Genomic DNA, 17,709 nt, shown 5'->3' with positions numbered 1-17,709 from the left:
TGCCTCTCCTCGATCGGCAGGCAAACGGGGGGACGGGAACACCGACTGCGACCGGTGTTCCCCGAACCGTTTTTGCTGCGCCTGTGTTGCGCAGTATGATACCAGTTGTCGATCTTATCCCAAGGTTCAATTGTGCGCGGGACCGCAGCAGATAGGCTCCATTGTGACGATCGGGGACAAGTGGCGAACCGGGGGGATTCCCGCATGACCGCACTCCATCGCAGAACAAGACCCCATAACAGGAGGGACAGGATGAAGCGGCGTTTCACAACTTTCATGGCAGGCCTTGCGGCCGCCACAAGCCTTGCAGCAGCACCGGCCCTTGCGGGTGGCCCGACCAGCGCGGACATCGTCAACGACGCGGCAACGCCCGGTGACGTGATCAGCTATGGCATGGGCCCGCAGCAGCAGCGGTTCAGTTCGCTCGACAAGATCAACACCGCAAACGTCAAGGGCCTCGTACCTGTGTTCGCGGCATCGCTGGGCGGCGAGAAGCAGCGCGGACAGGAATCGCAGCCGCTGGTCTATGACGGCACGATCTACGTGACCGGCTCGTACTCGCGCCTCTTTGCCTTCGATGCGCGCACCGGCGAGAAGAAGTGGGAATACAACGCCCGCCTGCCCGACGGCATCATGCCCTGTTGCGACGTGGTCAACCGCGGTGCGGCGATCCATGGCGACAAGGTGATCTTCGCCACGCTCGACGCACACCTGATCGCGCTTGATCGCCACACCGGCAAGGTAATCTGGAACAAGAAGCTGGCCGACTATCAGGCGGGCTACTCGGCGACGGCCGCGCCGCTGATCGTCAAGGACATGGTGATCACCGGCAATTCGGGCGGCGAGTTCGGGATCATCGGCGAGGTATCGGCGCGCAATGTCGAAACCGGCGAGCTGATCTGGACGCGTCCGACCATCGAGGGCCACATGGGCACGCTGGCCGGCAAGCCTTCGACGATGACCGGCAAGCTCAACGCATCGTGGACCGGCGACCTGTGGAAGACCGGCGGCGGCGCGACCTGGCTGGGCGGCACCTACGACCCGGAAACCAATCTGCTCTACTTCGGCACCGGCAATCCCGGCCCGTGGAACAGCAACCTGCGTCCCGGTGACAACCTCTACACCGCTTCGACGCTGGCGATCGATCCCGATACCGGCGAGATCAAGTGGCACTACCAGACCACGCCGCACGATGGCTGGGACTTCGACGGGGTGAACGAGTTCATTCCGTTTGACGCCACGATCAAGGGCAAGCCGATGAAGCTCGGCGCGAAGGCTGACCGCAACGGCTACTTCTATGTGCTCGACCGCACCAACGGCAAGCTGGTTGGCGCCAGCAAGTTCGTGATGCAGACGACCTGGGCCGATGGCATCAACCTGAAGACGGGCCGCCCCAACTTCATCCCCGCCAACCGTCCGGGCGCGCCCAACGGTGCGGAGAAGGGCACGACCGTGTTTGCCAGCCCGTCGTTCCTCGGCGGCAAGAACTGGATGCCGATGGCCTATTCCAAGGATACCGGCCTGTTCTACGTTCCCAGCAACGACTGGGGCATGGACATCTGGAACGAGCCCATCGCCTACAAGAAGGGTGCGGCCTATCTGGGTGCAGGCTTCACCATCAAGCCGATCGCCGAGGACCATATCGGCGCGCTGCGTGCGATGGACCCGGTGACCGGCAAGATCGTGTGGGAATACAAGAACAAGGCTCCGCTGTGGGGCGGCGTTCTGGCCACGCGCGGCAACCTGGTGTTCACCGGCACGCCTGAAGGTTACCTCAAGGCGTTCGACGCCAAGACGGGTACGGAACTGTGGAAGTTCCAGACCGGCTCGGGCGTGGTCGGCTCGCCCGTCACCTGGGAGCAGGATGGCGAGCAGTACGTCGCCGTCATGTCCGGCTGGGGTGGCGCGGTGCCGCTGTGGGGCGGCGAAGTGGCCAAGACCTTCAAGGAAATCAGCCAGGGCGGTTCGCTCTGGGTGTTCAAGCTGCCGAAGTGATGTTTCCCCGGAGCGCCGGACTTCTCCTCAGGTCTGGCGCTCCACCCCCTCCCCGGGTAGAGACCAATGACGAATACCGCCACACTAACCGCATTCGCACTCGATGGGGGGAGCGCTGCCATGGCAGAGAACGGATCGCCTGAACGCGTTCTCATCGTGGATGACCATTCACTGGTCCGCGATGGCCTGCGCTCGATCTTCGACGATGCCTTCCCCAACTGCACCATCCTTGAGGCGGACAGCCTGGAAGCGGCGCTGAATACGCTGGCGGCAGAAGGCGATGTCGACCTCGTCCTGCTCGACCTCAACATTCCCGATGTTTCGCACCTCTCCGGCCTTGAAGCCCTGCGCGACCGGTTTCCGGCAACGCCCGTGGTGATGGTCTCGGGCGTGACCGACCGCAAGGTGGTGCGCGATGCTCTGGCCGCTGGCGCTGCGGGCTTTGTCCCCAAGAGCCTGAAACGTGCGGCGATCGTCGACGCGCTGCATCAGGTGCTTTCGGGCGAGATCTACATGCCCGAGCTGGAAGGCGATGACAGCGCGGCTGCCGAGGAAGACCTGATCCGGAGCCGCATCGACAGCCTGACCCCGCAGCAGCGCGTGGTGCTGGGGCATCTCGTGGCAGGGCGGCTCAACAAGCAGATCGCCTATGAACTCGACGTATCGATGACGACAGTGAAGGCGCACGTTTCCGCGATCCTGCAGAAGATGAATGTCTTCTCGCGCACGCAGGCTGTCATCATGGCCGGGAAGATCGGCTTCAAGGGATAATCGGTCACGAAGGGGCAATTGCTCTTCGCCGCGCGTCTGGCAGATTGCGCGCGGGAGACTGCCATGTTGATCGAAACACCTCTTGCCCTGCCGTGCGGGATCGTGATCCCAAATCGCCTTGCCAAGGGTGCGATGACCGAGGGTCTGGCCGATCCCGCAGGCAGGCCGACGCCCGAACTGGACCGTCTCTATGGCGTCTGGGCCGACGGCGGCGCAGGGCTGCTGATTACCGGCAACGTGCAGATCGACGGCGACCATCTCGAGCGACCCGGCAACGTGATCGTGGACCGCGCGCCCGATACAGCGATGAAGGCGGCGCTGGCGCGCTGGGCCGAGGCGGGGACGCGCGGCGGCAACCTGTTGTGGATGCAGATCAGCCATGCGGGTCGCCAGACGCAGAGCACGGTCAATCCGCACCCAAAGGCACCCTCGGCGGTGAAGCTCGGGCTTCCCGGCGGGCAATTCGGCGAGCCGGTGCCGCTGGAAGAGGCAGAGATCCTCGACCTGATCGGCCGCTTCGCTACCTGTGCCAAGGCTGCGCAGGAGGCGGGCTTTCACGGGGTGCAGGTCCATGCCGCGCACGGCTACCTGCTCTCGCAGTTCCTCAGCCCGCGCAGCAACCAGCGTACAGACCGGTGGGGCGGATCGCTGGAGAACCGGGCGCGGTTCCTGATGGAGGCGGTGCGCGCGGTGCGTGACGCGGTGGGACCGGCCTTCGGCATTTCGGTCAAGCTCAATTCGGCAGACTTCCAGCGCGGCGGATTTGCCTTCGAGGAGAGCCTTGAAGTGGCGCGCTGGCTGGAAGCGGCAGGCGTCGATCTGCTGGAGGTTTCGGGCGGGTCCTATGAACAGCCCGCGATGATGGACATGGAAGGACTGGAGGCCGTGGAGCGGCCCGACGTGCCTGCCTCCACCGCCGCGCGCGAGGCCTATTTCGTCGACTTCGCAAAGGCGATGAAGGCAAGCCTGACGAAGATGCCGCTGATGGTCACAGGTGGCTTTCGCAGCAGGGCGGCGATGCAGCATGCGCTGGAGACGGGCGCGGCAGACCTGATCGGCATCGGCCGTCCGCTGTGCGGTGCGCCTGCGGCCTGCCGCGACCTTCTGGAAGACCGGGCGGACTTGCCGCGCTTCGAGAGCACTCTTCGCTTGTTGCCCCCTGCCCTGCGCTGGCTTGAGCGGTTCGACATGCTGCGCACGATCGCGGGCTTTGGCGTGCAGATGTGGTACTACGCCCAGATCGATGCGCTGGGTCGAACCGGGCGGCCCGATCCGGACAAATCGGTCTTTGCCTCATTGTTGCAGGTGCAGGGCCAAGCCAAGGCGTGGATGAAGGCGCGGCGTCTGCTATAGATTGCTGGGCCCTAGAGCACGTCCCTCTGCCGCAGGAAGGCGCGCAGTTGGGCGGGCTTTACCGGCTTGTTGAGGAGCGGGAGCGCCAGGGCGGCGAGGCGGATCTTGGTTTCCTCGCCACGGTCGGCGGTGATGACCATTGCGGGCAGGTCGTAGCCCGCGCGGCGGCGCAGGGCGGCGATGGCTTCCTCGCCGGTCTGACCGTCATCGAGATGGTAGTCGACGATGGTCATGGCCGGTTTGCGCGCCAGGGCGGCGCTGACGCTGTCGTCCGCCGGATCGCGCGCGGTAACCACTTCGAGCCCCCAGTTCTCCAGCAAGGCCTCCATGCCGGAGAGGATCGCCGGATCGTTGTCGATCACCAGCACGAGACCGCCGTTTCCGGTTGGCGCGGCGGATACTGGCTCGGTGGGCGCAGGGGCGGCGACCGGCTCGACCAAGGGCAGCAAGATCGAGAAGGCGGAGCCTAGGCCGGGCACGGAATCCAGCTCAATCTGGTGGCCGAGCATCGTGGAGACGCGGCGCACAATGGCAAGGCCAAGGCCCTTGCCGGGGATCTTCTGCGTCTTGCCGACGCGGCGGAACTCGCCGAAGATTTCCTCACGGTCCTGCGCGGCGATGCCGGGGCCGGTATCGCGCACGGTCACGCGCACCTGCCCGTCAAGCTCTGCCACTTCGACCGAGACCCGGCCCGCATCGGTATAGCGGATTGCGTTGGAGACGAAGTTCTGGAGGACACGGCGCAGCAGGCGTGCGTCGGACATGACCCAGGCGTCAGTTTCCACCACGTCGAACTGAAGACCCCCGGCCGCAGCAAGCGGGGCGAATTCCACGCGCAAGGTCTGCAGGATCGAGCCCAGCGACTGGTGGCCGATCTCGGGCTGGATGGCGCCAGCATCGAGGCGCGAGATTTCGAACAGGGCTTCGAGCAGGTCCTCGACCGAATCCAGTGCGGTGGATGCCTGGGCAACCAATGCCTGCGGACGTTCGGGCAGGCGCAAACCGTCCATCGCGGAGACGAACAGACGCGCGGCGTTGAGCGGCTGGAGCAGATCATGGCTGGCGGCGGCAAGGAAGCTGGTCTTGGAACGGTTGGCGGTCTCGGCTTCGTTCTTGGCCTCGACCAGCTGGCGGTTGACCTCCACCAGTTCGGCCGTTCGCTCCTGCACCCGGCGTTCGAGCAGTTCGGCGGTTTCGGTGAGCGAGCGCTGCAGGCTGACATGGTCGGTCACATCATCGAAGGTGAAGACCATGCCGCCATTGCCGAGCGGGACCGAGCGGATCACGAAGTGCCGTCCGTCCATCAGGCATTCGGCAGAAAGCTGGCGCGTATCGCCCTCGCGCCAGGCGAGGCTGTCGGCACATTCGAGGCCCAAGCGCCAGCTGCACCATTCGACCAGCTGGGCATGGCTTTCGACATGGCGCAGCAGGTCTCCGCCCGACAGGCCAAGCACGCGGACCAGCCCCTCGTTCCAGGCCTGCATCCGGCGCTGCGCATCGAACAGGCAGACGCCTTCGGACAGGGTATCGAGCGTGGCCTGAAGGGCGAGGTTCCGCTCTGCCAGTTCCAGCGCGCGCTGGCGGGCGTCCTCGGCCTTGACCGAGGTGATGTCGGTATAGATGCCGACGATGCCACCGTCGCTGGTGCGCAGCTCGTTGATCTGGATCCAGCGCCCATCATTCAGCGCCTGAACGTGCGCTCCTTCGGCACGGCGGTGCCAGTCGACGCGGTCGCTCAGCCAGCGGTCAGGCGCCATGGCCGCGCCCTTCGTCGATCCGGTCAGGGCGACGCGGCTGGCCATTTCGGAGAATTCCGGACTGTCGCCCGAAATCGGCTCAACCGCGGGGAATATCTTCAGGAACGCGCGGTTGCACAGGATAAGCCGATCGCCTGAATCGAACAGGGCGAAGCCGTCGCTCAGCGATTCAATGGCGTCGCGCAGGAGGACGCGGGCGGCGGTGGCGTCTTCGTTCGCGGCGGCGAGTTCGGCCATCGCCGCTTCGAGCGCGCTGGTGCGGTCCCGCACCACGGATTCGAGCGCAATGGCCGTCTCGAACATCGAGAACGCGCCGCCCTCCATGTCGACCGAGCGTTCGACCCGGTCCATGAGCGCGGCATTGATCTTTTCCAGCTGGCGCACGCGGGCGCGCAGGGCGGTCACCTCGTCCTCGCCGTTGACCATCGCGGGTGCGAGGATGCCGGTGAGGCCCGAATTGCTCATCGGCCGACCGCAAGACCGGTGAAGGTCTGGTTCATGTGCGCGGCGCGGAACTGTTCGCCATAAGTGTTGAAGCCGAACACGCGGTTGGCGACGTACATCCGCGAGACCGCGCCTGCCTGCTGGCGGTCTTCGGCGTCCAAGCGATTGAGCACGCAATCGAAGCCGACGACGTGGTCGATCTCGCCCACCTTGCGGCCGATCTCGTCAAATAGAACTTCCATTTCCGCGAGCCGGTCCACCGGCTCGCCGATCGAGAGAACCACTCCGGTATCGATCGCGCAGTAGAAGGTCAGCGAACCGTCGTCGTTCGCGGTCTGAATCGAGCGGACGTGGAACTGGCCGCCGGTGCGCACGATCGGGGGATAGGCGGCGAAGAACTGGGCGTTGAGCTCGGATAGCGGGCTGCCGGCAAGGCGACGGTATTCCTCGGCAGCAGGCGCAGCGTTGATTTCGGTGACAACGCGCGATTCAGCATCGGCCTCGGTGATCACCATCTTGGCCGGACCAGGGCGGTAGAAGCTCTTGCAGAAGACGTGCATGGGGCGGCGGCTGGTGAGCAGGACGATCACGGCGGCGTCCTTGTGGAAGGCGCCTTCGTGGAAGATCGCCGTATCCCGGAACGACAGGCCATCACCGCTCGATCCGCCGATGAGCTGGATATCGCCCAGCGCGTGCTGCGCGGTCATCGTCAGCAGTTCCTCGCGGTGGGACAGGCCATCGACGAAGAACAGGGCGACCTGATGGAGCCCCTCGCCCGCGCCGTTGTCGCGCCGGGACTGGGCAACAAGCTGGCGGATCGCGCCCTGGGCGGCGGCGGGATCGAAGCGGTCGAGATCGTCGAAGCGCAGCGAGGCCATCGAAAACGGCCCTTCGGGAAAGCCGATGAGGACGACCGAATGGGTATCGTAGCCCTGCTCGGTCAGTTCGCCCGCGCTGGTGCAGCCATAGAGACGGACATCTGGCATGCGCTCGGCCAGGGCCTGCTGCAGGGCTTCGCGCGGATAGGCGTTGGAGCAGAACAGCAGCGCGCCTGCGAGCTTGCGGCCATCCAAGCCTTCGGCAAGTTCGGCAACTGCAGCCTGCGGATCGGCGGCACGCGACGTGCAAGCGATCATCCGCGCATCATCGCCAGATGTCGCCATCTCCGTCGCCATTTCCATCACTGCATCCTCCATGGGCGACCTCTTGCGGGTTCTCCTGCATTTGCCAGCTTAGGGCGATAGTGCGCCTTCGCCAAGCGCTGGCGCATCGCCGCGCAAGGGTTCGCCAGCCGCTTCGAGCGCAGCGCTCTCCTCATCGGTGAAGACCCGGCTGCGAACAATGAAGCGGACCCCTTCGGGCGCCTCAAGGCTCATGCCCGCACCCCGTCCCGGCACGACATCGATGGTGACCTGCGTGTGACGCCAGTATTCGAACTGCGCGGCCCCGATCCACACCGGCGTGGCTTCAGCAACATGGCCAAGCAGCACGTCCTGCCCGCCGACGCGGAATTCCCCGGCGACGAAGCACATCGGGGCAGAGCCATCGCAGCAGCCGCCCGACTGGTGGAACATCAGCGGCCCATGGGTTGCCGTCAGCCGGGAAATCCACTCCCCGGCCTCGGGCGTGTTCAGAATGCGGGGCGGCAGGTCGCTCACCCTGCCTCCGATATCATGACCGAAGCGCCGCCCGTGGCGAAGTTCGGAATGTCGCCGGTGGCCGCCTGCGCTTCGACCGAGCCCATGCCCGCGGCCATCGCGGCGGCATCGGCGAACCAGATCTGCGTCAGGCGGTAGTATGGCGGAGGGCTGCCATCAGGTCCGGGCAGGCCCTTGAGTAGGACCACTTTTTCAACCGACGGAATCTTTTCGGCAATGGGCATGTGCGTGCCGAAGTAATAGGCCTCGAACGCCTCCGCATCGGTTGGGGCGTTGTAGAACACGTTGACGACGACCTGGGCCATCCGTTCATCCTCTCATTGTTGTCGCTTCATCTTTGCGCTCTTGTGGCGCATTGGCAAAGGGCAGAACACAAACGGTGACGGCGCGGGCGGGACCTTCCTCCCTGCACCGCGCCGTCTCCCGCCCAGCGATCACGCCAGAATTGTTTGGGGTATCATTCAGGCCAGCCTCAGAAGAACCCGAGCTTCTTGGGGCTGTAGCTGACCAGCAGGTTCTTGGTCTGTTGGTAGTGATCGAGCATCATCTTGTGCGTTTCGCGCCCGATGCCCGACTGCTTGTAGCCACCGAAAGCGGCGTGGGCCGGATAGGCGTGATAGCAGTTGGTCCACACGCGGCCCGCCTGGATGCCGCGGCCGAAGCGGTAGGCGCGGGTTCCGTCGCGGGTCCACACGCCGGCGCCAAGGCCGTAGAGCGTGTCGTTGGCGATCTCGAGCGCTTCCTCGTCGGTCGAGAACTTGGTCACGGCAAGGACCGGACCGAAGATCTCTTCCTGGAAGACGCGCATCTTGTTGTGGCCTTCGAGCACGGTCGGCTGCACATAGTAGCCCTGCGCCAGATCGCCCTCATGCATGGCACGCTCGCCGCCGGTCAGAACCTTGGCGCCCTCGTCGCGGCCGATCTGGATGTAGGAGAGGATCTTCTCCATCTGGTCGTTCGAAGCCTGCGCGCCGATCATCGTTCCGGCATCGAGCGGGCTGCCGAGCTTGATTGCCTCGACGCGGGCAATCGCCTTTTCCATGAAGCGGTCATAGATCGACTCGTGCACCAGAGCGCGGCTCGGGCAGGTGCAGACCTCGCCCTGGTTGAGCGCGAACATGGTGAAGCCTTCGAGCGCCTTGTCGAGGAAGTCGTCGTCGTGATCCATCACGTCGGCAAAGAAGATGTTCGGGCTCTTGCCGCCCAGTTCCAGCGTGCAGGGGATCAGGTTCTCGGACGCATACTGCATGATCAGGCGGCCAGTCGTCGTCTCGCCCGTAAACGCGATCTTGGCGATGCGCTTGTTGGTGGCGAGCGGCTTGCCTGCTTCGATGCCGAAGCCGTTGACGATGTTGAGCGTGCCTGCCGGCAGAATGTCGGCGATGAGTTCAGCGAGCACGAGGATCGACATCGGGGTCTGTTCGGCGGGCTTCAGCACCACGCAGTTGCCTGCGGCAAGCGCAGGAGCGAGCTTCCATGCCGCCATCAGGATCGGGAAGTTCCACGGGATGATCTGGCCGACCACGCCCAGCGGTTCATGGAAGTGGTAGGCAACAGTGTCGTGATCGATCTCGGCGATCGAGCCTTCCTGCGCCCGCACGCAGGCGGCGAAATAGCGGAAGTGATCGATGGCGAGCGGAATGTCGGCAGCGGTCGTCTCGCGGATCGGCTTGCCGTTGTCGATCGTCTCGGCCATCGCGAGGAGATCGAGGTTGGCCTCCAGCTTGTCGGCGACCTTGAGCAGGATGTTGGAGCGCTCGGTGGTGGACATCTTCCCCCACGCGTCCTTGGCGGCGTGTGCGGCGTCGAGCGCCAGCTCGATATCCTCTGCCGTGCCCCGCGCCACCTTGCACACGACCTGGCCGGTCACCGGCGAGATATTGTCGAAGTACGCACCCTTGACCGGGGCAACCCACTTGCCGCCGATGAAGTTGTCGAACTTTTCGCGAATGAGCGATACGCCAGTGAACTGGCTAAGGGCCTGCTGCAACATCCTCGGTACTCCGGGTCGATTGTCGTTGAGATCGACCCGGAACATGCGCCTGCATCAGCGCGCCGCCAATTGTACCTTGGAAGGATAGACCGGGGGCGTCAGCGGGCTCCGGCGAAGCGGTCGAGCGCGGCAACGCCATCGTCTGGCCAGCGCGAGAGCATCAGCAGGCGCTTGTGTCCGTGGCCGATGAACAGCTCATCGGTGACGCCCATGCCGCCGTGGAACTGGATCATCTCGTGACCAAGCTCGACCGAGGCCGGAGCAACGAAAGCGCGCAGGCCATCGACGGCGGCAGCAAAGCTGTCCGACCCCTGGCTGACGATGGCGAGATCGAGCAGCGCGCGGCCCTGCTCGATCGCGGCATATTGCGCGACCATGCGGTGCTGGATCGCCTGGAACGAGCCGAGCGGCGTGCCGAACTGCTGGCGGGTGCGCAGGTAATCGAGCGTAGCATCAAACAGCGACTGCATCACGCCCAGCGCTTCGGCCGAGCGGGCGAGCGAGGCGAGCACGCCCACTTCGGCCACATCGGCCGGCGAACCGCCGAGGCGCAGGGCGGGCGCTGCATCGAGCGAGAGCGCGACGGCGAGCGAGCCATCGACCATGCGCCAGGGATTGGGCGACAGGCCGGGTGCGTCGGCGGCGACGAGATAGAGAGCAACGCCGGCGTCATCGGTGGCCGAGCCGCTATCGCGGGCGGAGACGATGTAGCCGTCAACCCCGGCACCTGCAGGAACGCAGGACTTGGCGCCGGTCAGCGATCCGTCCGCATTGGCGCGGGTCTCCACGAAAGTACGCCCACCGCGTGCGCCCTGTTCGGCGTGGGCCAGGGCAAGACGGCGCGTGCCCATGGCGAGCGCATCCATCCACTGCGTGGCAAGCTCGGCGGGAGCGACGCGCTCGAAAAGTCGGGCTGCGACCATAACGTTTTCGATCAGCGGTTCGACCACGAGGCCCTTGCCGAGCGCCTGAAACACCGTGGCGATGGCCGTGGCATCGAGCGACATGCCGCCACTCTCGAACGAAAGCGGGGCCGCAACAAGGCCCAGTTCGGCCAGCAGGGCCCACATCTGTGGCGAAAAGCCGTTCGGTCCACCAAGATAGGCCCGGCGGCGATCAAGGTCGTAATTGTCGTCGACGAAACGCTCGGCCAGTGCCTTGAGCATTTCCTCGTCTTCGTTCAGGTCGAAATTCACGTCCCTCTCCTCAAGGGCATGACCTGTAACAAGTTCGCACGGCTCGCCATGCTGCGCAAATGACTAGGCGTCTGCGGCAATAGCGTCGTTGTTTCCAGAAGCTGCGCCCGGTATGGGTACGGCCATAAGGACAGGAGAGGTGAGTTGCAGCTTTCGGTGGAGTCCATCGATTCGGTCAGGATCAGCACATCGCAGGACGTGCGCCGCGCGGCTGAGGCCCTGCACCAGATCGCGACCAGTGCCGGAATGCGTGCGGCCCCGGCTCACGACATTGCGGACAAGCGCACGCCGGTAGATGCCGATGGCAACATCCTGGCGCGCGACGTATTCGGCTGGAACGACGAGAAGGTGTGGTGGCGCAATTCAAGGATCGCGCTGGATTCGCCGCTGACATCGGCCTGCCGGTTCGAGAGCGAGCCGTTCTGGGTCAACGCAAACGGCTTTCACACCCGCCAGCCGAACCATTACCTGACCGCGATCGACCTCACAAACTTCGAGACGCGGGCGATGACGCGCGCGGCCATCGTGGTGCCCGTGCACCTGCCGTTCGGGCAGATCGGTGCGGTCAGCTTTAACCCCCTCGACCCCGAGTTAACCGAGCTGGACGACGTGTTCCTCGAGAACGGCGATGCCTTCGGTATCTATGCCCGGACCTTCATCGCCAGCTATGTCCATGCGATGGGCTCGGCCCAGGCTCTGCCCTCGGGCTCGCGCCTGTCCAAGCGCGAGGTCGAATGCCTTCGCTGGGCAGCCATCGGCAAGACCGACCTTGAAATCAGCATGATCATGGGCCGCAGCCGCGCCACGGTGCGGTTCCACATTCACAACGCCTCGATGAAGCTGAACGCGGTCAACCGCAGTCAGACCGTCTTCAAGGCCGCGCAGCTGGGTTATATCTCGCTGGCGACCTGAAGGCGGCGCTGGACTGGCTCATTCATCCCAAGGCGGAATCTCGCCCGCGCCAACCTGGCTGGAGATGCCCAGCAGGAAACCGCCGTAGACTTCGGTGGCATTGGGATACTTCGCGGCCATGATCGCGGCGAGTTCCTTCGAGGTCTTCGACCGGCTGCGCGCATCGGCGAAGGCCTTGATATAGGCGCGGGTCCAGCCGATGCTCATGCTGTCATCGGGAAGGCCGGGCTTCGAGTGGCCTGCAACGACCCGCACCGGATTCAGCGCTTCCAGTTGATCCAGCACCTTGAGCCATGCGTCGTACTGGGCGGGGCCGTGTTCGCCGAGCCAGACGTAGACACCGTTGTAGAGCACGTCGCCCGCGATCAGGGTGCGTGTTTCCTCGTCCCAGACGACGGTCGAATGAACATGGTCGCCCTGCATCGGCCCCATGACCTGCAGCCTGTGACCTTCAAGATCGAAGCTGTCACCGGTCATCGCAACGGGCTGAACCGGGCGCTTGGGCGCATTGGTGCCAAGCTGGCCGCTCCAGCGCTTGAACTTGATCGGGATCGAGCGGCCCATGTCCTTGGCCGCCACCGGATTGGCGATGATCTTCGCGTCGGGGAAAGCATCCTGCAGCACGTCGAGCCCGAAGAAGTGATCGGGGTGATCGTGCGTGATGATGATCGCCTTCAGGCTCTTGCCGCTGTCGAGCACTTCGGCGGCAACGCGCATGGCATCGGAGCGGGCGAAGGGCACGTCGACCAGCACTGCGTCCTTCTCACCGGTGATCAGCGTGACATTGGCGACCATGCTGACCGGGCTGGTCGGTATGACCTTGTAATCCAAGGGTTTCGCCTGTGCTGCGCAGATGGAAAGCGCTGACGCTGCGAGCAATGCGATGAACTTGCGCATGGTGTGTCTCCTCAATGGGCCGTCTGGCCGCCATCGATGGTGAAGGTCGCCCCGTTGATGAAGCTTGCGCCGTCGGAGCAAAGGTGAAGCACGGTGGGGGCAATTTCCTCGGGGCGAGCGGCGCGGCCGGAGATGTTCTGGGCGAAGAACATGTCGGTGAAGGCGTTGCTGTCAGCCCAGTGCTGGGTCATCGGCGTCACCACGAAGCCCGGCGCGATGGCGTTCACGCGGATACCTTGTTGCGCATATTCCACCGCCGCCGCCTTGGTCAGACCCGAAACCGCGTGCTTCATCGCGCAATAGGCGCTCATGTTGGGGTCCGCGATCAGCGCGCCGACGCTGGCGGTGTTGACGATAGCCCCGCCGCCGACGCTCAGGAAATGGCGGATTTCCGCCTGCATCGCAAAGAACACGCCCTTGAAATCGACATCGATGGCAAGGTCCAGCTCTTCCTCTGTCACCTCATGGATCGGGCGCTGCGGGGGCAGGACACCGGCGTTGTTGAACGCTGCATCCATCCTCCCGTACCGGTCGAGGCACTGCGCGACCAGTTCGTCGAGATCAGCGGCCTTGCGCACATCGGTGCGGCGAAAGGCGGCGCGACCGCCTTCGCCGAGGATCAACGCTACGGTCTCGTCGGCGCGGTCGTCAATGTCGCCGATCATCACCGCAGCACCTTCGCGCGCGAATGCGAGAGCAGTTGCACGGCCAATGCCGGTGGCGGCACCCGTCACGAGGACGGCCTTTCCTTCGAAGCGCATCATATCAGATGATCCCTGATTTGCCGGGGGCGAGAATGCCGTTGGGGTCGACCGCGTGCTTGATCCTGGCGTTGAAATCGCGATTCACGGCCCCGTACTGCTGCGCGACGAGGTCCATCGAGTTGACCCCGGTGCGGTAACTCGCCCAGCCCTGCGCGCCGAAGCGGGTGACCAGTTCGCGGTAGCAGGAATCTGCCTTCTTCTCCTGTTCGGCATCGGACTTGTCGAACAGCAGGGCGAGAATGTGGTGCAGGTCACGCCAGCCGATGGCGTAGGCGGCGGTATAGTCGAAGCCCCATTTCTCGACGATTTCCCTGGCGAGCGCGGTCTGCCGCTCCGCCTCCACGCCGCGCGCGGCGGCAACCGGCGCAAACCAGGCAAGGCCCCCTCCCGCCCCTCGCCAGCGCAGCAGGCCGATTTCGTCCAGGTTCAGCCCGCCTTCCATCAACGTGGCGTGGTGGTGGAACCATGGGTTGTCGCCCATCTCGGCCGCGGTCAGCACTTCGCCCCCGCTGGCCGTCAGGCTGGCGCGGATGATCGGCTCGATCGCGCCGACGGTCTGCTCGGTGCCGTAGAGCGCGAAATAGGTGTTCCACATGCCGAGGCCATTGGCCTTGGCCGCCTTCTTCAGCGAAACTTCGTCCAGCGGCGCACCATCGGGGACGATCTCGTTGCGGCGCTTGAACATGGCGAGCTGGTAGGACGCGCTCATCATCAGGTTGCAATTGGCGACGAGGTTGGAGACGCGCAGCGGGCGCATAGCCTCGATGATCTTCGGCGTGTCTTCCATGTTGGGGTGCCGGATCATGAACGGCTTGTAGACCGGGGGCTTTGGCATCAGCCACAGACCCATCTTGGTCACCACGCCGAAGTTCGACTGGGTGAACAGCCCGTCGAGATAGGGTCCGTAACCCCACTTGAACGCCTGCCAGGCCGTGCTGCCCTTGATCGAGCCCATGCCTGTGCGCATGACTTGCCCATCAGCCAGCACCACTTCCATGCCGCACTGGAACATGAAGTGCTCGCCATAAGGCGTATAGCCTACCCCGCGATCGAGCGTGTTGCCCACCGGCGAGGCAATCGGCCCCACGGTCGGCACGTCGATCCATAGCGGGATATTGTTCTCGACCAGATAGTCCTTGAGCTGCTGGTAGGTGACGCCCGGCTCCAGCAGGCAGGTGCCAAGATCGGCATCGACTTCAAGGATCCGGTTCATCCGCTTGAGATCGAGCACGACCTGCCCCGGCGTGGCGGGTGCTGTCATGCCATAGCCCATGTTCTTGCCGGTGGAGACTGGCCAGAGCGGCTGCTTGTACTGGTTGGCGATCCGGACGAGTTCCTGCACCTGCTCGACCGATTCCGGGCAAACCGCGCCGATGGGAACGTGGCGGTTCATCGGATCAGGGACATAGACCTTGGCATAGGGCGCGACGGCCTCTTCATCACCGAAGACCCATTCAGCCCCGACGACGCCGCGAAACGCCTTCATCGCACCGGCATAATCCGCCTTGGTCATGTGGGGGGCGAGTGGGGCGGGATTCTTCGCGCTGGCGCCGGTGCCAAGCCCGAAGCTTGCCGCGCCAATGATGCCTGCGCCGAGAAGGCCGCGACGATCGAGGTTCAGATCACTCATTGTCCGTGCTCCCCCTTGCGCGCATCGCTTTTCTCGACCCATGCGGCGAGGGCTTCGAGTTCCTCCGGCTTCACCTCGGTCGGGCGGAAGGCTGGCATGCCGTTCTGGCCATGGCGGACGATGTACTTGACGCTCTCAGCGGGCAGGCCGCGCCCGAGGATGATCGGGCCGACATTGCGCCCGTGGCAATAGCCGCAGGTCTTGGCGTAGATGACCTCCGGCGCGCGGATGCTTTGCGGTTCGCCCAGCTTCTGCCCCGCGATGGCAGGCGCGGCGAGCGCCATTGCCGCCACTGCTCCGCTTGCAAGAAGGCCGCGCAACAGCCCGGTCGAATCGGTTTCCGGCATATGTCCCCTCCGGTTGGCGATGCGGCCTTCGCGGCCGTCTTCGCGTTACAGGAGAGTTATCGCGCAGAGCCTTTGCCTGCCATCGGCGGTCTTCGCGAGCGTTGCACGCAGCGAAACTCTGTTGCGACTATCAACCAATCGCTGCCAGCACCAGAGTCAGGGACCCGAGCCCGCTCGCCATCCAAACGCGCAGGCGCAGCCAGCCTGCGGGCAGGGTGACATCGCCGGAAAGCTTGCGGTCTACCAAGGGGCTCGCCAGCAGCAGCAGGCCGAGCGCCACCAGCGATGGCCCCGGCCAATGCCAGCCCTCGCTCCACGGCAGGAGCGCAGCCCATGCGGCCAAGCTCGGCAGGACCGAGACGACGTAGAGCCCGGATTTGCGGACGCCGCCCAGCAGACCGGCCATCCACCACAGTCCGCCAAGGAACGACAGGATCAGCGCGGCATAGAAGCAGCCCGCTGCCTTGGCGGTCCACTGGTACGGTCCCCTGTCGAGCACGGCCCAGATACAAAGTGCCTGTGGCAACCAGCCGGCAAGGCCGAGCACGGTGACGGCGCGCGGGAGGGGCGAACTTGGCATGTGGGCGGACTCCTTGACCTGACGTGCGCTTTTGCCCTGTTGCCATGGCACCGCAACAGGCCCGTTTAGCCGCGTTGTGTCGGCCCCGGCGCAGGGCTAAGCGTAAGCAATGGACGACTTTCCCCTCACGCGTGTTGCCGCGCTCAAGCGGCTGACCCGGTTCCTGCCCAAGGCTGGCAGTGCTTATGGCACGCAGCGCAATCTGGTCGACCCGAACGGGCAGCACGACAATGTCTCGCGCCTTTCCGCCGCCTTGCGTCGCCGCCTGATCGGCGAGGATGAAGTCGTGCGCGCAGTGCTTAGTGCCCACCGGATCGAAAGTTGCACCAAGTTCATCGACGAGGTGTTCTGGCGCACCTACTGGAAGGGCTGGCTCGAACAGCGGCCAGGCGTGTGGCGAAACTACCTTGCCGACTGTACGGCCATGCGACCCGGCACTGCCGTTACCGAGGCTATGGCCGAGGCAATCGCCGGGCGCACGGGGATCGACGCTTTCGACCACTGGGCGCAGGAACTGGCCGAAACGGGTTACCTTCACAACTGGGCACGGATGCAGGTTGCCTCGATCTGGGTGTTCACGCTGGATCTGCCGTGGCAATTCGGCGCGCAGTGGTTCGAGGACAAGCTGGTGGACGCAGACCCAGCTTCCAACACGCTAAGCTGGCGCTGGGTGGCGGGGCTGCACACGGCCGACAAGACCTACCTTGCCGATGCAGACCGCATCGCCGCGATGACCGGGGGGAAGTTCCGGCCTCAAGGTCTGGCACAGACAGCGCAGGTGCCGTATGACCGGCCACTGCCGCCACAAGAGCTTATGCGAGAGCCCAAGGCCATCGATCCGGCATTGCCGACTCTAGTGCTGATCACACCGGAGGACTGCTCGCTCGAAACCGTGCTGCCAACGTTGGACGTGCGGATCGTCATCGTGGCGGCCGACATGGCGCGAAATCCCTGGGACCAGACCGCGCTGGGCGATGCCGCATCGCGGGCGGCAGCACATTGGCAATGCCCGGTTGGCAGCGGCGACGTTGCTACGCTGGCAAAGCAGCATGGCTGCAGTCAGGTCGTCACGGGCTTTGCGCCCATCGGGCATGTCGCTTCAGCGCTCGAGGACCTGGGCACCGCGCTCGAGCGGAGGGGAATAAGCCTTGCCGAACATCAGCGGAATTGGGACCGGCTGTGCTGGCATCACTGCGGCAAGAGCTTCTTCAATCTAAAATCCCGAATTCCGCTCTTTCTTGAGGATCTGGCACTGGCCTGATCCCGAGCTGTTCATTTCACCACCCTAGCGTTTTGCCCACCCTAGCGTTTTGCCCACCCTAGCGTTTTGCCCACCCTAGCGTTTTGCAGAGTCGGCAAACGACGCTGCTGCGGGTCTAGTGCAGGAAACCGGAATCGCGCCGATCGGATTT

General features: G+C 64.6%; 16 protein-coding genes. 5 read left to right on the top strand and 11 right to left on the bottom strand.

Features of this window, described 5'->3' with window-relative positions:
• Nucleotides 1–252: 252 nt before the first annotated feature.
• The 3 genes from IQ25_RS11600 to IQ25_RS11590 all read left to right on the top strand — a co-directional run bounded on the left by IQ25_RS11600 (nt 253) and on the right by IQ25_RS11590 (nt 4,119).
• Nucleotides 253–1,995 carry a methanol/ethanol family PQQ-dependent dehydrogenase gene (locus IQ25_RS11600; RefSeq protein WP_144905954.1) on the top strand — a complete coding sequence of 581 codons (1,743 nt, stop codon included), beginning with the start codon at nt 253–255 and terminating at the stop codon, nt 1,993–1,995.
• Nucleotides 1,996–2,115: 120 nt separating this feature from the next.
• Entirely contained in the window at nt 2,116–2,766 is a 651-nt protein-coding gene (locus IQ25_RS11595) for a response regulator (RefSeq protein WP_181447238.1), read from the top strand.
• Between the two features lie 63 nt (nt 2,767–2,829).
• Nucleotides 2,830–4,119 (top strand): NADH:flavin oxidoreductase/NADH oxidase family protein, encoded by a 1,290-nt coding sequence (locus IQ25_RS11590; protein ID WP_144905952.1) that lies wholly within the window; start codon nt 2,830–2,832, stop codon nt 4,117–4,119.
• Nucleotides 4,120–4,130: 11 nt separating this feature from the next.
• Here the strand turns inward: IQ25_RS11590 and IQ25_RS11585 are convergent, their stop codons facing one another.
• The 6 genes from IQ25_RS11585 to IQ25_RS11560 all read right to left on the bottom strand — a co-directional run bounded on the left by IQ25_RS11585 (nt 4,131) and on the right by IQ25_RS11560 (nt 11,167).
• Nucleotides 4,131–6,341, bottom strand: coding sequence for a hybrid sensor histidine kinase/response regulator (locus IQ25_RS11585; RefSeq protein ID WP_246415751.1), 2,211 nt, complete (start codon nt 6,339–6,341; stop codon nt 4,131–4,133).
• Nucleotides 6,338–7,483, bottom strand: a complete 1,146-nt coding sequence (locus tag IQ25_RS11580) for an FIST N-terminal domain-containing protein (protein ID WP_144906321.1) — start codon at nt 7,481–7,483, stop codon at nt 6,338–6,340. Before IQ25_RS11580 ends, IQ25_RS11585 begins: the two co-directional genes overlap by 4 nt.
• A gap of 69 nt (nt 7,484–7,552) precedes the next feature.
• Nucleotides 7,553–7,978 (bottom strand): DUF779 domain-containing protein, encoded by a 426-nt coding sequence (locus IQ25_RS11575; protein WP_144905950.1) that lies wholly within the window; start codon nt 7,976–7,978, stop codon nt 7,553–7,555.
• The gene (locus tag IQ25_RS11570; RefSeq protein ID WP_144905948.1) at nt 7,975–8,283 is read right to left on the bottom strand and encodes an EthD family reductase; all 309 of its coding nucleotides are present in this window, start codon (nt 8,281–8,283) and stop codon (nt 7,975–7,977) included. Before IQ25_RS11570 ends, IQ25_RS11575 begins: the two co-directional genes overlap by 4 nt.
• A gap of 167 nt (nt 8,284–8,450) precedes the next feature.
• Nucleotides 8,451–9,971 carry an aldehyde dehydrogenase gene (gene adh / locus IQ25_RS11565; protein WP_144905946.1) on the bottom strand — a complete coding sequence of 507 codons (1,521 nt, stop codon included), beginning with the start codon at nt 9,969–9,971 and terminating at the stop codon, nt 8,451–8,453.
• Between the two features lie 98 nt (nt 9,972–10,069).
• A complete protein-coding gene (locus IQ25_RS11560) occupies nt 10,070–11,167 on the bottom strand; it encodes an acyl-CoA dehydrogenase family protein (protein WP_144905944.1) in 1,098 nt (365 codons plus the stop codon).
• Nucleotides 11,168–11,311: 144 nt separating this feature from the next.
• On the opposite strand from IQ25_RS11560, the gene IQ25_RS11555 reads away from it, so the two are divergent.
• Nucleotides 11,312–12,079, top strand: coding sequence for a helix-turn-helix transcriptional regulator (locus IQ25_RS11555; RefSeq protein ID WP_144905942.1), 768 nt, complete (start codon nt 11,312–11,314; stop codon nt 12,077–12,079).
• An 18-nt stretch (nt 12,080–12,097) separates the two neighbouring features.
• On the opposite strand, the gene IQ25_RS11550 is transcribed toward IQ25_RS11555, so the two are convergent.
• From IQ25_RS11550 to IQ25_RS11530, 5 genes are all read right to left on the bottom strand, one after another.
• Nucleotides 12,098–12,976: an MBL fold metallo-hydrolase gene (locus IQ25_RS11550; RefSeq protein ID WP_144905940.1), complete on the bottom strand. Its 879-nt coding sequence runs from the start codon at nt 12,974–12,976 to the stop codon at nt 12,098–12,100.
• Between the two features lie 11 nt (nt 12,977–12,987).
• Nucleotides 12,988–13,740: an SDR family NAD(P)-dependent oxidoreductase gene (locus IQ25_RS11545; RefSeq protein WP_144905938.1), complete on the bottom strand. Its 753-nt coding sequence runs from the start codon at nt 13,738–13,740 to the stop codon at nt 12,988–12,990.
• Between the two features lies 1 nt (nt 13,741).
• Nucleotides 13,742–15,370, bottom strand: coding sequence for an FAD-binding oxidoreductase (locus IQ25_RS11540; protein ID WP_144905936.1), 1,629 nt, complete (start codon nt 15,368–15,370; stop codon nt 13,742–13,744).
• Nucleotides 15,367–15,717: a c-type cytochrome gene (locus IQ25_RS11535; protein ID WP_144905933.1), complete on the bottom strand. Its 351-nt coding sequence runs from the start codon at nt 15,715–15,717 to the stop codon at nt 15,367–15,369. Before IQ25_RS11535 ends, IQ25_RS11540 begins: the two co-directional genes overlap by 4 nt.
• A gap of 130 nt (nt 15,718–15,847) precedes the next feature.
• Nucleotides 15,848–16,297 carry a DUF3429 domain-containing protein gene (locus tag IQ25_RS11530; protein ID WP_144905931.1) on the bottom strand — a complete coding sequence of 150 codons (450 nt, stop codon included), beginning with the start codon at nt 16,295–16,297 and terminating at the stop codon, nt 15,848–15,850.
• A 109-nt stretch (nt 16,298–16,406) separates the two neighbouring features.
• Here IQ25_RS11530 and IQ25_RS11525 point away from each other — a divergent pair, with 109 nt between their 5' ends.
• Entirely contained in the window at nt 16,407–17,558 is a 1,152-nt protein-coding gene (locus IQ25_RS11525; RefSeq protein ID WP_144905929.1) for an FAD-binding domain-containing protein, read from the top strand.
• The last annotated feature ends 151 nt before the right edge of the window (nt 17,559–17,709 follow it).

Source organism: Novosphingobium taihuense (assembly GCF_007830315.1).
GTDB classification, from domain to species: Bacteria; Pseudomonadota; Alphaproteobacteria; order Sphingomonadales; family Sphingomonadaceae; genus Novosphingobium; species Novosphingobium taihuense.
Note: the sequence above shows the minus strand (reverse complement) of the source record. Positions and strands in the feature narration are given on the sequence as shown.

Bases quoted from the DNA above. Each gene is read 5' to 3' on its own strand.
- IQ25_RS11530 (WP_144905931.1), bottom strand. From the start codon at position 16,297: ATGCCAAGTTCGCCCCTCCCGCGCGCCGTCACCGTGCTCGGCCTTGCC.
- adh (WP_144905946.1), bottom strand. From the start codon at position 9,971: ATGTTGCAGCAGGCCCTTAGCCAGTTCACTGGCGTATCGCTCATTCGC.
- IQ25_RS11590 (WP_144905952.1), top strand. From the start codon at position 2,830: ATGTTGATCGAAACACCTCTTGCCCTGCCGTGCGGGATCGTGATCCCA.
- IQ25_RS11525 (WP_144905929.1), top strand. From the start codon at position 16,407: ATGGACGACTTTCCCCTCACGCGTGTTGCCGCGCTCAAGCGGCTGACC.
- IQ25_RS11595 (WP_181447238.1), top strand. From the start codon at position 2,116: ATGGCAGAGAACGGATCGCCTGAACGCGTTCTCATCGTGGATGACCAT.
- IQ25_RS11540 (WP_144905936.1), bottom strand. From the start codon at position 15,370: ATGAGTGATCTGAACCTCGATCGTCGCGGCCTTCTCGGCGCAGGCATC.
- IQ25_RS11535 (WP_144905933.1), bottom strand. From the start codon at position 15,717: ATGCCGGAAACCGATTCGACCGGGCTGTTGCGCGGCCTTCTTGCAAGC.
- IQ25_RS11545 (WP_144905938.1), bottom strand. From the start codon at position 13,740: ATGATGCGCTTCGAAGGAAAGGCCGTCCTCGTGACGGGTGCCGCCACC.
- IQ25_RS11600 (WP_144905954.1), top strand. From the start codon at position 253: ATGAAGCGGCGTTTCACAACTTTCATGGCAGGCCTTGCGGCCGCCACA.
- IQ25_RS11585 (WP_246415751.1), bottom strand. From the start codon at position 6,341: ATGAGCAATTCGGGCCTCACCGGCATCCTCGCACCCGCGATGGTCAAC.
- IQ25_RS11570 (WP_144905948.1), bottom strand. From the start codon at position 8,283: ATGGCCCAGGTCGTCGTCAACGTGTTCTACAACGCCCCAACCGATGCG.
- IQ25_RS11580 (WP_144906321.1), bottom strand. From the start codon at position 7,483: ATGGCGACATCTGGCGATGATGCGCGGATGATCGCTTGCACGTCGCGT.
- IQ25_RS11550 (WP_144905940.1), bottom strand. From the start codon at position 12,976: ATGCGCAAGTTCATCGCATTGCTCGCAGCGTCAGCGCTTTCCATCTGC.